This is a genomic window from Bacillus sp. FAU20, from assembly GCF_056033865.1.
The window spans coordinates 237,936-252,704 of sequence record NZ_JBVYHY010000003.1; the positions used below are offsets into that span (position 1 = coordinate 237,936).

Consider the following 14,769-nt stretch of genomic DNA (forward strand, 5'->3'; position numbering starts at 1 on the left):
TGGATATAGCTATGGATATAAATCTGTTTGATTTTCATTTACCAGAAGAACTTATTGCACAAGTCCCGTTAGAAGATCGTGAAACATCAAGATTAATGGTGTTAGACCGTGAAACAGGTGATATTGAGCATAAACATTTTACGGATATTCTTTCTTACTTACATGAGGGGGATTGCTTAGTTTTAAATGAAACGAAAGTTATGCCTGCTCGTTTGCACGGTGTGAAAGAAGATACAGGCGCGCACATTGAAGTACTTCTTTTAAAACAAGAAGAAGGTGATAAGTGGGAAACGCTTGTAAAGCCAGCGAAACGTGTAAAAGAAGGAACTGTTATCTCTTTTGGCGAAGGGAAATTAAAAGCAACTTGCACAGGAACTGCAGATCAAGGTGGACGCCAGCTTGAATTTTCATATGACGGCATCTTCTATGAAATTTTAGATGAACTTGGGGAAATGCCACTTCCTCCATATATTAAAGAGACGCTAGAAGATCGCGATCGCTATCAAACAGTATATGCGAAAGAAATCGGTTCAGCAGCAGCGCCGACTGCGGGACTTCACTTTACAGAAGAGTTACTGGAGAAGTTAAAACAAAAAGGCGTTCAGTTAGCATTTATTACACTTCACGTAGGGCTTGGAACATTTAGACCAGTTTCTGCTGATACGATTGAAGAACACCATATGCACGCAGAATATTACCATATGTCTGAAGAGACAGCGGCATTATTAAATCGTGTGAAAGAGAATGGTGGACGTATTATTACTGTAGGTACGACATCAACTCGTACGTTAGAAACAATTGCAACAGATCATGAAGGTAAGCTTTGCGCCGCTTCTGGATGGACAGATATTTTCATGTATCCGGGATATGAATTTAAAGCAATTGATGGTTTAATTACAAACTTCCATTTACCGAAATCAACATTAATTATGCTTGTAAGTGCATTTGCAAATAGAGATAATGTACTTCATGCTTATAATGAAGCAGTAAAAGAAAAATATCGTTTCTTTAGCTTCGGTGATGCAATGTTCGTTGCATCTCACGCTAAAATGAGAAACAAATAAAAGGAGTAAGTTATGACAGCAATTCGTTATGAATTTATTAAGACATGTAAACAAACGGGTGCCCGTTTAGGTCGTGTGCATACGCCGCACGGTTCATTTGATACACCAACATTTATGCCAGTTGGTACACTTGCAACAGTTAAGACAATGTCACCAGAAGAATTAAAAGCAATGGATTCTGGCATTATTTTAAGTAATACGTATCATTTATGGCTACGTCCAGGTCATGAAATTATTCGTGAAGCAGGCGGCTTGCATAAATTTATGAACTGGGATCGTGCAATCTTAACAGACTCTGGTGGTTTCCAAGTATTCAGTTTAAGTGACTTCCGTCGTATTGAAGAGGAAGGCGTTCACTTCCGTAATCACTTAAATGGAGATAAATTATTCTTATCACCAGAAAAAGCGATGGAAATCCAAAATGCATTAGGTTCAGATATTATGATGGCATTTGATGAGTGTCCACCATTCCCGGCTACTTTTGAATATATGAAGAAATCTGTAGAGCGTACGAGCCGCTGGGCAGAACGTTGCTTAAAAGCGCATGAACGTCCGCAAGATCAAGGTTTATTCGGTATTGTACAGGGCGGGGAGTACGAAGAGCTTCGTCGTCAAAGTGCGAAAGACCTTGTTTCAATGGACTTCCCTGGTTACGCTGTAGGTGGTTTATCTGTTGGTGAACCGAAAGATATTATGAACCGTGTTCTTGAGTTTACAACACCACTTCTTCCAGATAATAAGCCTCGTTACTTAATGGGTGTAGGTTCTCCTGACTCGTTAATCGATGGCGCAATTCGTGGTATTGATATGTTTGACTGCGTACTTCCAACTCGTATCGCTCGAAATGGTACATGTATGACAAGTGAAGGTCGCCTCGTTGTAAAAAATGCGAAATTCGCAAGAGACTTCGGTCCGCTTGATCCAAACTGTGATTGCTACACATGTAAAAACTACTCACGTGCGTACATTCGTCACTTAATGAAATGTGATGAAACGTTCGGAATTCGTTTAACGTCTTATCACAACCTTCATTTTCTGTTAAACTTAATGGAGCAGGTGAGACAAGCTATTCGTGAAGACCGTCTTGGCGATTTCCGCGAAGAGTTCTTTGAACAGTATGGCTTTAATAAACCGAATGCTAAAAACTTCTAATACATAATTTAAAAGGAGGAACAAAAGATGAATGCAGGTATGATGAATATCGTTATGATCGTTGCGATGTTTGCGATTTTCTATTTCTTATTAATTCGCCCGCAACAAAAACGTCAAAAAGCAGTTGCTCAAATGCAAAGTGAGTTAGCAAAAGGTGATGCTATCGTAACAATCGGTGGTTTACACGGTACAATCGAATCAGTAGATGAGACGAAAATCGTTATTAAATCTGGTGGTTCACACTTAACTTTCGATCGCAATGCGATTCGTGAAGTTGTGAAAAACTAATGTGGAAGGCCCTGCATGAAATGTGCAGGGCCTTTTTTAGTTACTTTGCTTTGACATATTTACACCAAAAATACCACCGAGTGTACTCGCCCCCATTAATGCTAATTGATAAAGTAATTGTGAGTTCGATAAGGTTTGAGAAAAGCCTAAATAGTTAACTAGAAAGACGAGTATAGTGAACGTGAGCCCTGTTGTGAAACCTACTAGCCAACCTTTTCCTTGAGCCTTTTTGCCGGCAGTAAATCCAGACATAAGCATAGATAAAAGAGCAAGTATAAAAATAGTAACGGTTAATGTCCCTTCATTTATATTCGTAAACTTTAATAAAAGAGCCATAATCATACTAGTAATAGATGCGAGAATTAGTAGCGTAACAATACCGAAGCCAATTGCAGTTGATAATTTTTTCGTTCCATCCATTTATGCATTCCCCCTTTTTAATACAAGCATATTTTCCTTTTGCCCAAGTTAGACTAGTTTCTTTTTTATAGGGGAGTCTATACGTAAAAAAGGAGATGTAGGAATGGAATGGATATCGGTAATTGGACGGACAATGCTTTTGTATATCATTATCTTAATTATTTTTCGTCTTATGGGTAAACGTGAGATAGGAGAGCTAAGTGTATTAGATTTAGTCGTATTTATTATGCTTGGAGAAATGGCTGTAGTAGCAATTGAAAATACCGATAAATCACTTTGGCATCAATTAGTTCCGATGGCTTTTCTTATGTGCATACAAATCATTTTGTCAGTCATTTCATTAAAGTTTCAACGATTTCGGCATTTAATAGAAGGTGAACCAGCAATTATTATTAATGCGGGAAAGATTGATGAAAAAAATATGAGAAACCAGCGATATAATATTGATGATTTAATGATGCAATTAAGGGAACAAGGAGTTGGAGATATTCGGGATGTAGAATATGCTATTTTGGAACCGTCTGGGAAGTTATCTGTCTTTCAAAAACAAAAAAATAAACAAGATACATTGCAGTTTACGCTTCCTCTTATTATTGATGGAGAAATTCAATCTAGCCATTTACAAATGATTGAGCATACAGATGAATGGCTTATTGAGAAATTAAAAAACTTAGGTTATAACGATATAACACAAATTTTATACTGTAGTTTTCAAAACGGACAATTTTTTGTTGATTTAAAAGAAAATTAGATACTTATTCTTTGAAAGAGTAAGAATGATTAGTGTAACTAATAATCAGTGGAGATTACCCCACTGATTAAAGTTTCACCTTATTTCAAAAATGAAAGTTTACGAATAATAGGGAGGCGACTTAACTCTTCTTTTCGAATGAGTTTGAAAGTGAAGAGAAGTACGATATAAACAATTGTTGTTAAAGTGATTTCCCATAATGTTTGTATGCCAAGGGAATGAGAGAAAATAATATATTTATGAAGATAAAAACCGAAGGCGCCTGCGATACCGATGGCAAGTCCGCCGAAAATATAGTCTTTTGCGTAAATGGTAAATGTAATCTTTTTCAAAACAGTAGCGTAGTGAAGAAATGTTACTGTTACAATATTTGCAGCGATAGCAAGGGCAACCCCCATCATTTGAAATTCTGGCCTTGATGCTAGTACAAAAATAACGATTAATTTCACGATGGCACCAATAAATGTATTCATCATTGCAGCTCTTGCTAAGTTTAAAGCTTGCAAAACAGAGGTAAGTGGACTTTGGAAATAATGAAATAAAAAGCAAGGCGCAAGAAGTTGAATGAATGCTGTTGCGCTGTCTGATCCATACATAAGAGTTAAAACAGGAGAAGCGAATACGTATAATATAACGACAGACCATCCGCCGGTAATTAATGAAATTCGAAGTGCTTGTTGTAAACGGTGCTCTACTAATTTATGTTGTCTTTTTGCCATTGCCTCACTAATAGAAGGAACGAGCGCTGTAGAGAGAGCGTATGTAATAAAGGCGGGTAGTGATAGGAGTGGGAATGCATAACCGTTTAATATACCGTATTGCTGGGTTGCAACAGAAGCAGCGACACCAGCGATTGCTAAACTTTGCATAACGACAATAGGTTCAAAAAAATATGAAACGGAACCGATTAAACGACTTCCTGTAGTTGGAAGGGCAATATCCATCAGAGAATAAAATGTCCCTTTGCTTTCTTTTACAGTAGTGAAAAATTCAGAACGTATTGATAAATGTTTTTCTCGCTGAAATAACGTGAGTAAAAATAATAACGATGCAACTTCACCGAGAACAGCTGATAACATAGCGCCGGCTGCAGCGTATTCTATGCCGTAAGGTAAAAATAATTGGATGCATATAGCGATAATGGTAATGCGGACGACTTGTTCTAGAACTTGCGCATAAGCGCTAGGTTTCATGTTTTGTTTCCCTTGAAAGTAACCACGCAAAACAGAAGAAACAGCAATAACGGGAACAACGGGCAAAATGGCCATTAATGGATAGTACGTTCTTTCGTCGGTTAATAATGTTTTTGCTAAAATAGGTGTGAGGAACATAATTCCGATTGTTAAAATGATACTAATAACGGATGTAACAGCTAGTGATACGGTTAATATTTTTTTAACTCTTTGTTTATCGTTCACAGCTTCCGCTTCTGCTACAAATTTTGCGATGGCGACAGGAAGACCAATTTGTGTCAATGTAATTGCTAAAATGAATGTAGGAACGGCCATCATATAAAGACCAACGCCTTCTTCTCCTAAAATACGTGCCATTACTATGCGGTTGATAAAGCCGAGTATTTTTGTAATAAAGCCGGCTATCATTAAAATAAATGCGCCTTTTAAAAAGCTTTGTCTCGTCATGTTCTTCTCCTACCTTCTCAAAATCAATGGAATGATTTACAATAATTTATATGCACGTACGAGACAAGAATGACAAGCATTTAAGAGAGTGAAGTATGATAGTGCTCTTGAAAGTAGTTATTGCTGTCCATTAGAGCGGGATTAAAGCGACTTTTTCGTGCTGAAATAAGAAGGAGATGTTATAGATGTTAGATAGAGAGGCTTTGGTAGAATCATACCGCGGACAGTTACAAGTCGTTTTAGAAAGTAAAGTAGAAGAGTTTCAAATGTTCGGTTACGACCGAGTGACAGATGATGATATTTGGAAGTTTCTTAAAGTGAAAAAGTGGAAGAAGATAGACAGCGATGTTAGATTGTATGAATTAGTTAATGACGTATTAACAGTAACAGCTAATGAATATATGACATATTTAACTGTTGAAGCTTACCAAGCGCCACTTTGGTCATTTGATGAGTACGAAAATAAATAACCGACTGCAATTGGTTTGTTCTTCCTTTTGCAGTATAATGATATGTATTGATAAAGAGGAAATAATTATGTCTAAGATTATATATAAAGGAGGTAGTGAAGAGGAAAATAAATGATGGAAGTGTAGGTAGTGTAAAAGCTTACCTATACAGCTAGTGATGAACTAGCAAAAATTATAGAAAGGAAGTCTACTAACTAGGCGTATGCACACGTATAGCAGTGAATCGTAAGAGATTTATTGAAAGTGTTAGTAGCAGAAAGAGGGTACATATGGCAAAGCGTGGTACGAGAATTGCTGCCTTTTTCATCATCGTCTTATTAATCGGTGGAGTAATTGGTTCGGCAGGAAAAGACATAGCAAAAGGAATTAGTCTAGGACTAGACCTTCGCGGTGGTTTTGAAATTCTGTATGAAGTAAAACCAGCCAAAAAAGGTGATAAAATCGATCGAGACGTACTTGTAAGTACAGTAGGTGCTCTTGAAAATCGTGTCAATGTTCTCGGTGTAAGTGAGCCGAACATTCAAATCGAAGGGCAAGATCGAATTCGTGTACAGCTTGCTGGTGTACAAGATCAGCAAAAAGCGCGTGAAATGTTATCGACACAAGCGAAATTAACATTCCGTGATGTAGATGACAATCTCCTTATGGATGGAGCGGATTTAAAAGGCGGCGGAGCGAAGCAAACATTTGATGAGCAAGGCCGTGCAAGCGTAGGTCTTACACTAAAAAGCGCTGAAAAATTCCGTGAAGTAACTGAAAAAATTTCAAAAATGCCACCACCAACGAACTTAATGGTAATTTGGCTTGACTTTGAAGAAGGAAAAGATTCGTATAAAGCAGAATCTGCAAAACCGAATCCCAAGTTCTTATCAGCAGCAACAGTAAACCAAGTATTTAACCAAGCTGAAGTATCTATCGTAGGTGGAAACTTCACAGTTGAAAGTGCGAAACAACTTTCATCTTTATTAAATGCAGGTGCACTTCCTGTTGATTTAAAAGAAATGTATTCAACATCTGTTGGAGCGAAATTTGGTCAACAAGCGTTAGAGCAAACGATTTTCGCTAGTGCGATTGGTATCGCTCTTATTTTCTTATTTATGCTTGTATTCTACCGTTTACCAGGACTTGTAGCGGTTATTATGTTAGGTTTATACATTTTCGTTACATTACTTGTCTTTAACTGGATGCATGCAGTTCTTACGTTGCCAGGTATTGCAGCGTTAGTGCTCGGAGTAGGTATCGCAGTTGATGCGAATATTATTACGTACGAGAGACTGAAAGAAGAGCTGAAAATTGGTAAGTCCATGATGTCGGCATTCCGCGCTGGTAACCATCGTTCATTAGCAACAATTTTAGATGCAAACGTTACAACACTTGCAGCAGCTGGTGTGTTATTCGTGTATGGTAATAGCTCTGTAAAAGGATTCGCAACAAGTTTAATCGTAAGTATTTTAGTTGGTTTTATTACGAACGTATTCGGTACTCGTTTCTTATTAGGTTTACTTGTAAAGAGCCGTTACTTTGATAAAAAACCAGGATATTTTGGTGTGAAACAAAAGGATATTATTCCATTAACAAAAGGTGTAGTACATCCACCGACAAGATTTGATCGTATTAACTTCGTAAATATCGGTCATAAATTCCTTATTTTCTCGATTGTAGTTGTAATTGCAGGAGCAATTATTTTACCAATTTTCAAATTGAATCTTGGTATTGACTTTGCGAGTGGTACACGTATCGACTTGCAATCAAAACAAGCCGTTACTGTGTCTGATGTTCATAAAGATTTTAAAGAATTGAACATTGATGTGAAGGAAGAAAATATTGTACCGACTGGAGATGACAATAAAGGTTTCGCAGTTCGTACATTAGGTGTTTTATCAAAAGATGAAATTGCGAAAACAAAAACATTCTTCCACGATAAATATGGTACAGATCCAAACGTAAGTACAGTTTCACCGACAATCGGTAAAGAAATTGCACGAAATGCATTTATCGCTGTACTGATTGCTTCTGCGGTTATCATTTTATACGTAAGTATTCGTTTCCGATTTACGTATGCGTTATCTGCAGTACTTGCATTATTACATGACGCATTCGTTATGATTGTTATGTTTAGTATTTTCCAACTAGAGGTAGACTTGACGTTTATCGCTGCAGTATTAACAATCATCGGTTATTCTATTAATGACTCGATTGTTACATTTGATAGAAACCGTGAATTATACAAACAGAAAAAACGAGTGCGCGATATAAAAGACCTAGAAGAAATCGTAAATGCAAGTATTCGCCAAACGCTTGGTCGTTCGATTAACACCGTATTAACAGTGTTATTCCCAGTAATTGCACTGCTTATCTTCGGTAGTGAGTCACTACGTAACTTCTCGTTTGCGTTACTTGTTGGATTAATTGTAGGTACGTACTCTTCTGTTTTCGTTGCCTCTCAAATTTGGTTAATGCTTGAAAACCGTCGTTTGAAAAAGGGAAGAAACAAGAAGAAGGTTGAGAAAGTAGAATCTGAACCGCAAGTATAGAAAAGATGATGTCTCTTTATGAGGCATCTCTTTTTTCGTTTGTGGATACAATAAGATAGCAACTTTTTTACAGAAAGAAGATGGAAGAAAGTGGTGGTGTTATCACTGTATTTGTTAAAATAAAAAGATAGGTTAAGAAAAGAAGGGATTTTAATTATGGAAAAAGATGAACGTTTTAAACAGGCCGAGTTTGGTGCTATTGTCGGGATCGTTGGTAATATTATATTAGCGATTGTAAAGGCGGTAATTGGTTATATTGGGAACAGTAAAGCACTGTTAGCGGATGCTGTGCATTCTGCATCAGATGTAATTGGTTCGCTAGCTGTACTTTTTGGATTGCGAGCGGCAAAGCAGCCACCTGATGAAGATCATCCGTATGGTCATGGTAAAGCGGAATCGATTTCAGCGATTATTGTTGCGGTATTATTATTTATTGTGGGACTCGAGATAGCGATTTCGTCTATAAAAGCTTTTTCGCAAGAACTAGAACCGCCAAAAGGAATTACGATTTTTGCTGTTGTTCTTTCAATCGTCGTGAAAGAAGGAATGTTTCAATATAAATTCCGATTAGGGAAAAGAGTAAACAGTGATGCAATTATTGCAAATGCATATGAGCACCGTTCGGATGTATTTTCTTCAATTGCAGCTTTAATCGGTATTTGTGCAGCTATAATCGGTGGTAAGCTTGGTATAGACTGGCTTGTATATGCCGATCCGATTGCGGGATTAGTTGTTTCACTTTTTGTTGTAAAAATGGCATGGAGCATTGGAGCGGAAGCAATTCATGCAACGCTTGACCATGTTCTTCATGAGGAGGATGTTATTCCGCTTAGGGAAGCAGTTCTTCAAGTAGATGGTGTGAAAAAAATTGGTTCTTTATATGCACGGGAGCATGGTCATTATGTTATTGTCGATATTAAAGTGTCTGTAGACCCATACATTACCGTAGAAGAAGGACACCGTATTGGAAAACATGTGAAAGAAATACTTATGAAACAAGATAATGTACAAAATGTATTCGTACATATAAATCCGTATTCTCCAAATTAAACATCATTAACATTTTAGTATATAGATATTGCATCGTAGTTTGCATTATATTGTCACCCCTTAATCTGTCTTGTATAATGAACAGGTTAAGGGGTGATTTCGTGTTACAACCGAAGACGCGTTGGAAAGAAAAAGAATATAATGACGAGCGAGTGAGTGAATTAGCAAGTAAATTACAGTTATCGCCACTTGTCGTTTCATTATTCCTCGGTAGAGGACTAGATACAGAAGATAAGATTTTAGATTTTTTAAATACAGAAAATCAAGAATTTCATGATCCATTTTTATTAGAAGGAATGGATAGAACGGTAGAACGTGTAAATAAGGCGATTCAAAATGGAGAGCAAATATTAATATTTGGTGATTACGATGCGGACGGAGTAAGTAGTACGACGGTTTTATATCTTGCTCTTCAAGAATTAGGTGCAGAAGTAGAATTTTACATTCCAAATCGTTTTACAGAAGGGTATGGACCGAACGAAGAAGCGTTTCGTTGGGCGCATAGCGCAGGGTTCTCACTGATTATTACGGTCGACACGGGCATCGCAGCAGTACATGAAGCGAATGTAGCGAAGGAGCTTGGAATAGATCTAATTATTACAGATCACCATGAGCCACCGCCAGAATTGCCAGAAGCACTTGCGATTATACATCCGAAATTAGAAGGTGGCGTATATCCGTTTCACTATTTAGCTGGTGTAGGTGTTGCGTTTAAAGTTGCGCATGCATTATTAGGCCGTGTACCAGAACATTTATTAGAGATTGCAGTAATCGGTACAGTAGCCGATTTAGTATCACTTCATGGTGAAAATAGGTTGCTAGTGAAACGTGGTTTAAAACATATGCGTATGACGAGAAATATTGGTTTGAAGGCATTGTTTAAAGTTGCTAACGTTTCGCAAAGTGAAATTACAGAAGAGAGTATTGGCTTCTCAATTGCACCGCGTATTAATGCGGTCGGGCGTTTAGAAGATGCAGCGCCGGCTGTACACCTTTTATTATCAGATGATCCAGAGGAAGCGAAGGAGCTAGCTGAAGAAATTGATGAGCTGAACAAACTGCGAAAAGATATTGTAAAGCAAATTACAGAAGAGGCTATCGCTGAAGTTGAAAATAACTTCCCGCCAGAAGAAAACAAAGTATTAGTACTTGCAAAAGAAGGCTGGAACCCAGGGGTAATTGGAATTGTTGCTTCTAAATTAGTTGAACGTTTTTATCGTCCGACGATTGTATTAAGCATTGATCCTATAAAAGAAACAGCAAAAGGCTCAGCACGTAGTATTGCAGGATTTGATTTGTTTGCAAATTTATCAGATTGTAGAGAGTTATTACCACACTTCGGAGGGCATCCGATGGCAGCGGGAATGACGCTACATATGAATGATGTAGATGAATTACGTCGCCGCTTAAATGAACAAGCAGATGCAATTTTAACAGAAGAAGATTTTATTCCAATTACAGCAGTTGATGTTTTTTGTAAAGTAGAGGATGTAACGCTAGCGGCAATTGAAGATATGCAAAAACTAGCTCCATTTGGTGTTGGAAATCCGAAACCACGTATTGCAGTAAAAGATGCAGAGTTAGAAAGCATTCGCGCAATCGGATCAGATGGCTCTCATTTAAAAATGGCTCTTCGTGATGGACAAGCAACACTGGATACAATTGGATTTGGTTTTGGTGCATATGCGAAAGAAATCTCTCCAGTTGCAAAAGTATCTGTAATAGGAGAAGCGTCCATTAATGAATGGAATAATTTTAAGAAGCCACAACTAATGGTACAAGATATTGCTGTAGAGGCGTGGCAATTATTTGATTGGCGTAGTATGCGTAATGCAGAAGCAAATTTAGCAGAACTTCCGAAAGAAAAAATAACAATGGTGTATTTTTCTGAAGAGGTATTGAATAAATTTTCTTTAGAGAGCTATAAAGAAAAGCTCATGCATGCTTCAGAAGTAACGCATTTAGATGATCAATATATCGTGTTACTTGATTTACCAAAAGGAACAGATGAATTACGTGAGCTATTTAAGGTAGGATTCCCAGAGCGAATTTATACGCTATTTTATCAAGAGAATAACCATTTATTTAGTACAGTTCCGACGAGAGAACACTTTAAATGGTACTATTCTTTCTTAAGCCAAAAAACACCATTTTCTTTAAGACAATATGGAGAACAACTATGTCGTCATAAAGGTTGGTCAAAAGATACAGTAAATTTCATGACACAGGTGTTTTTTGAGTTAGAATTTGTTACAATAAAAGATGGCGTCATTTTTATGGCAGACAAAAAACAAAAGCGTGATTTAATTGAATCGAACACATATCGTGAGAAAATGAACCACTTACAATTAGAAAAAGAATTGGTTTATAGCACATATCAGCAACTATATACATGGTTTGAAACGATTCGTAATCATAAAGAAGTAGAACAGTTAGGGTAAAGGATTTGTATTTACAAACCTTTTAGATCTGAGGAGGATTCAGAAATATGGATTTCAAGCAACATATCGCAATTGTACCGGATTATCCGAAAGAAGGTATTGTGTTTAAAGACATTACACCTTTAATGAATGACGGTAAAGCATACAAAGCAGCAACAGATGCAATCGTTGAGTACGCAAAAGAAAGAGATATCGATGTTGTAGTAGGACCAGAAGCTCGTGGTTTCATTATCGGTTGCCCAGTTTCTTATGCGTTAGAAGTAGGATTTGCACCAGTTCGTAAATTAGGAAAATTACCACGTGAAGTAATTACAGTTGACTACGGTAAAGAATATGGTAAAGATGTTTTAACAATCCATAAAGATGCAATTAAGCCAGGTCAACGCGTATTAATTACAGATGATCTATTAGCTACAGGTGGAACAATCGAAGCGACAATTAAGTTAGTTGAAGAACTTGGCGGAGTTGTAGCAGGGATTGCATTCTTAGTAGAACTTACTTACTTAGATGGTCGTAAAATGTTAGATGGTTACGATGTATTAGTATTAGAAAAATACTAATCACTATATAGGTAAAACTACGGTGATAAAAAGTACCCGTGAATCTCTTGGAGAGGAGCGGGTACTTTTGTATAATTGAACAAAAAATCATGGTGAAATGTCAGTAAAATCTTTTCCTTTTCACAATTCACAATCATTGGGTTATAATGATAGAATATAATTTATTCTATTAAATAAAGATAAAGTCAATTTTCAATAAAAGGTGATTCGATGGCAAATGAGCAGGTACTAACAGCTGAACAGGTACTCGAGAAAGCAAGTCAATATTTAGCGGATGAAGATATTGAGCTAGTGGCACGTGCCTATGAATATGCACGTGATGCGCATAGCGAACAATATAGAAAATCGGGTGAACCGTATATTATTCATCCGATTCAAGTTGCAGGTATTTTAGTTGATTTACACATGGATCCAGCTACGGTATCAGCAGGTTTCTTACATGATGTAGTGGAAGATACAGAGATTACGTTAGAAGATATTGAACGGGAATTTAACAAAGAAATTGCTATGCTTGTTGATGGTGTTACAAAGCTTGGGAAGATTAAATATAAATCTCACGAACAACAACAAGCAGAAAACCATCGCAAAATGTTTATTGCAATGGCTCAAGATATTCGAGTTATTTTAATTAAACTAGCTGATCGTCTTCATAACATGCGTACATTGAAACATTTGCCTCAAGAGAAGCAGCGTCGCATAGCGAATGAAACGTTAGAAATCTTTGCACCTTTAGCACATAGACTCGGAATTAGTACTATTAAGTGGGAGCTAGAGGATACGTCACTTCGCTATTTAAATCCACAACAATATTATCGTATTGTAAATTTAATGAAGCGTAAACGTGCAGAACGTGAAGAATATTTAGAGGAAGTAATGACTGGTATTCGTGAGAAATTAGACGAAGTTGCGATACAACCTGAGATTTCTGGAAGACCGAAACATATTTACAGTATTTATCGTAAAATGGCACTGCAAAATAAGCAGTTCAATGAAATTTACGATTTATTAGCTGTACGTGTCGTTGTAAATAGTATTAAAGATTGTTATGCGGTGCTTGGAATTATTCATACGTGCTGGAAGCCGATGCCAGGTCGTTTTAAAGATTATATTGCAATGCCAAAAGCAAATCTATATCAATCTCTTCATACGACTGTAATTGGACCGAAAGGTGATCCACTTGAAGTGCAAATTCGAACGAAAGAAATGCACGAAATTGCAGAATTCGGGATCGCGGCACACTGGGCGTACAAAGAAGGAAAAACAGCAGAAACAACAGGTACATTAGAGAAGAAACTCACATGGTTCCGTCAAATATTAGAATGGCAAAATGAAGCTTCTAATGCAGAAGAATTTATGGAGTCATTAAAAATTGATTTATTCTCTGACATGGTGTTCGTCTTTACACCGAAAGGCGATGTAATGGAATTACCACTTGGATCGGTTCCGATTGATTTCGCGTATCGTGTCCATTCGGAAATTGGGAATAAAACAATTGGTGCAAAAGTAAACGGGAAAATGGTGACGCTGGATTATAAATTAAAAACAGGCGACATCATTGAAATTTTAACGTCGAAACATTCATATGGCCCAAGTCAAGATTGGGTAAAACTTGCTCAAACATCTCATGCGAAAAATAAAATTCGTCAATTCTTTAAGAAACAACGTAGAGACGAAAATATTGAAAAAGGCCGTGAACTTGTTGAAAAGGAAGTACGTGGTCTAGAGTATGAGATGAAAGAAGTATTAGCGCCTGATAACTTAAAACGCGTCGCTGAAAAATTTAACTTTGCAAATGAAGAAGATATGTTTGCAGCAGTTGGATATAGTGGAATTACAGCTTCGCAAATTGTTACGCGACTAACGGACAAGTTCCGCAAACAACGCGAAGAAGAAGAAATTGTTGAAGTTAAAGAAGTTCGTAAACCGATGAAAATTCGAAAATGGGATTCTGGTGTAAAGGTAAGCGGTGCTGATAATTTATTAATCCGTTTATCGAAATGCTGTAACCCAGTTCCAGGTGATGATATCGTTGGGTATATTACGAAAGGTCGAGGTGTATCGATTCACCGCCGTGATTGTGTAAACGTTCATACAGAAGAAGCTGTAGAACGATTATTAGAAGTAGAGTGGGAAGGTAGCCCTGAAAAAGAAATTGAGTATAACGTTGATATTGAAATTTCAGGTTACGATCGCCGTGGTTTATTAAATGAAGTACTGCAAGCTGTTACAGAGACGAAAACGTACATTTCAGCTGTTTCTGGTAGAAGTGACCGTAATAAGATGGCAACAATTAATATGTCAATCTCGATTCGTAACTTACAACACTTGAAAAAAGTAGTAGAACGCATTAAACGCGTTCCAGAAATTTATGCAGTACGACGCATGATGCATTAATAGGG

The 14,769-nt window shown here is 37.1% G+C and carries 12 protein-coding genes; 10 read left to right on the forward strand and 2 right to left on the reverse strand.

The genetic code is table 11. The annotated features are described in order from the left end of the window. The first annotated feature begins 11 nt into the window (after positions 1–11). Genes queA through yajC form a run of 3 tightly spaced genes read left to right on the forward strand, consistent with a single transcriptional unit; the run spans position 12 to position 2,504 of the window. Positions 12–1,064 carry a tRNA preQ1(34) S-adenosylmethionine ribosyltransferase-isomerase QueA gene (gene queA, locus AC0OM3_RS01485; RefSeq protein WP_000354015.1) on the forward strand — a complete coding sequence of 351 codons (1,053 nt, stop codon included), beginning with the start codon at positions 12–14 and terminating at the stop codon, positions 1,062–1,064. Between the two features lie 12 nt (positions 1,065–1,076). Continuing rightward, the gene (tgt, locus tag AC0OM3_RS01490; protein WP_000125365.1) at positions 1,077–2,216 is read left to right on the forward strand and encodes a tRNA guanosine(34) transglycosylase Tgt; all 1,140 of its coding nucleotides are present in this window, start codon (positions 1,077–1,079) and stop codon (positions 2,214–2,216) included. A 27-nt stretch (positions 2,217–2,243) separates the two neighbouring features. Beyond that, positions 2,244–2,504, forward strand: a complete 261-nt coding sequence (gene yajC / locus AC0OM3_RS01495) for a preprotein translocase subunit YajC (RefSeq protein WP_000991115.1) — start codon at positions 2,244–2,246, stop codon at positions 2,502–2,504. Between the two features lie 36 nt (positions 2,505–2,540). On the opposite strand, the gene AC0OM3_RS01500 is transcribed toward yajC, so the two are convergent. Continuing rightward, entirely contained in the window at positions 2,541–2,924 is a 384-nt protein-coding gene (locus tag AC0OM3_RS01500; protein WP_000349148.1) for a TIGR04086 family membrane protein, read from the reverse strand. A 103-nt stretch (positions 2,925–3,027) separates the two neighbouring features. Here AC0OM3_RS01500 and AC0OM3_RS01505 point away from each other — a divergent pair, with 103 nt between their 5' ends. Continuing rightward, complete coding sequence (locus tag AC0OM3_RS01505; RefSeq protein ID WP_474211009.1) at positions 3,028–3,675, forward strand: DUF421 domain-containing protein; 648 nt, start codon at positions 3,028–3,030, stop codon at positions 3,673–3,675. 80 nt (positions 3,676–3,755) lie between these two features. Here AC0OM3_RS01505 and spoVB read toward each other — a convergent pair whose 3' ends face one another. After that, on the reverse strand, positions 3,756–5,315 hold the full coding sequence (gene spoVB, locus AC0OM3_RS01510; RefSeq protein WP_000198295.1) for a stage V sporulation protein B: 1,560 nt from the start codon (positions 5,313–5,315) through the stop codon (positions 3,756–3,758). A gap of 185 nt (positions 5,316–5,500) precedes the next feature. Between spoVB and AC0OM3_RS01515 the strand changes: the two genes are divergently transcribed. From AC0OM3_RS01515 to relA, 6 genes are all read left to right on the forward strand, one after another. Next, on the forward strand, positions 5,501–5,785 hold the full coding sequence (locus AC0OM3_RS01515) for a post-transcriptional regulator (RefSeq protein WP_000886980.1): 285 nt from the start codon (positions 5,501–5,503) through the stop codon (positions 5,783–5,785). A 269-nt stretch (positions 5,786–6,054) separates the two neighbouring features. Beyond that, entirely contained in the window at positions 6,055–8,319 is a 2,265-nt protein-coding gene (gene secDF / locus AC0OM3_RS01520) for a protein translocase subunit SecDF (RefSeq protein ID WP_001119051.1), read from the forward strand. Positions 8,320–8,475: 156 nt separating this feature from the next. Then, entirely contained in the window at positions 8,476–9,369 is an 894-nt protein-coding gene (locus tag AC0OM3_RS01525; RefSeq protein WP_474211011.1) for a cation diffusion facilitator family transporter, read from the forward strand. A 101-nt stretch (positions 9,370–9,470) separates the two neighbouring features. Then, the gene (gene recJ, locus AC0OM3_RS01530) at positions 9,471–11,810 is read left to right on the forward strand and encodes a single-stranded-DNA-specific exonuclease RecJ (protein WP_474211012.1); all 2,340 of its coding nucleotides are present in this window, start codon (positions 9,471–9,473) and stop codon (positions 11,808–11,810) included. 47 nt (positions 11,811–11,857) lie between these two features. Next, positions 11,858–12,370, forward strand: coding sequence for an adenine phosphoribosyltransferase (locus tag AC0OM3_RS01535; RefSeq protein WP_000346215.1), 513 nt, complete (start codon positions 11,858–11,860; stop codon positions 12,368–12,370). Between the two features lie 210 nt (positions 12,371–12,580). Then, positions 12,581–14,764, forward strand: a complete 2,184-nt coding sequence (gene relA, locus AC0OM3_RS01540; protein WP_001262803.1) for a GTP diphosphokinase — start codon at positions 12,581–12,583, stop codon at positions 14,762–14,764. Positions 14,765–14,769: the final 5 nt, after the last annotated feature.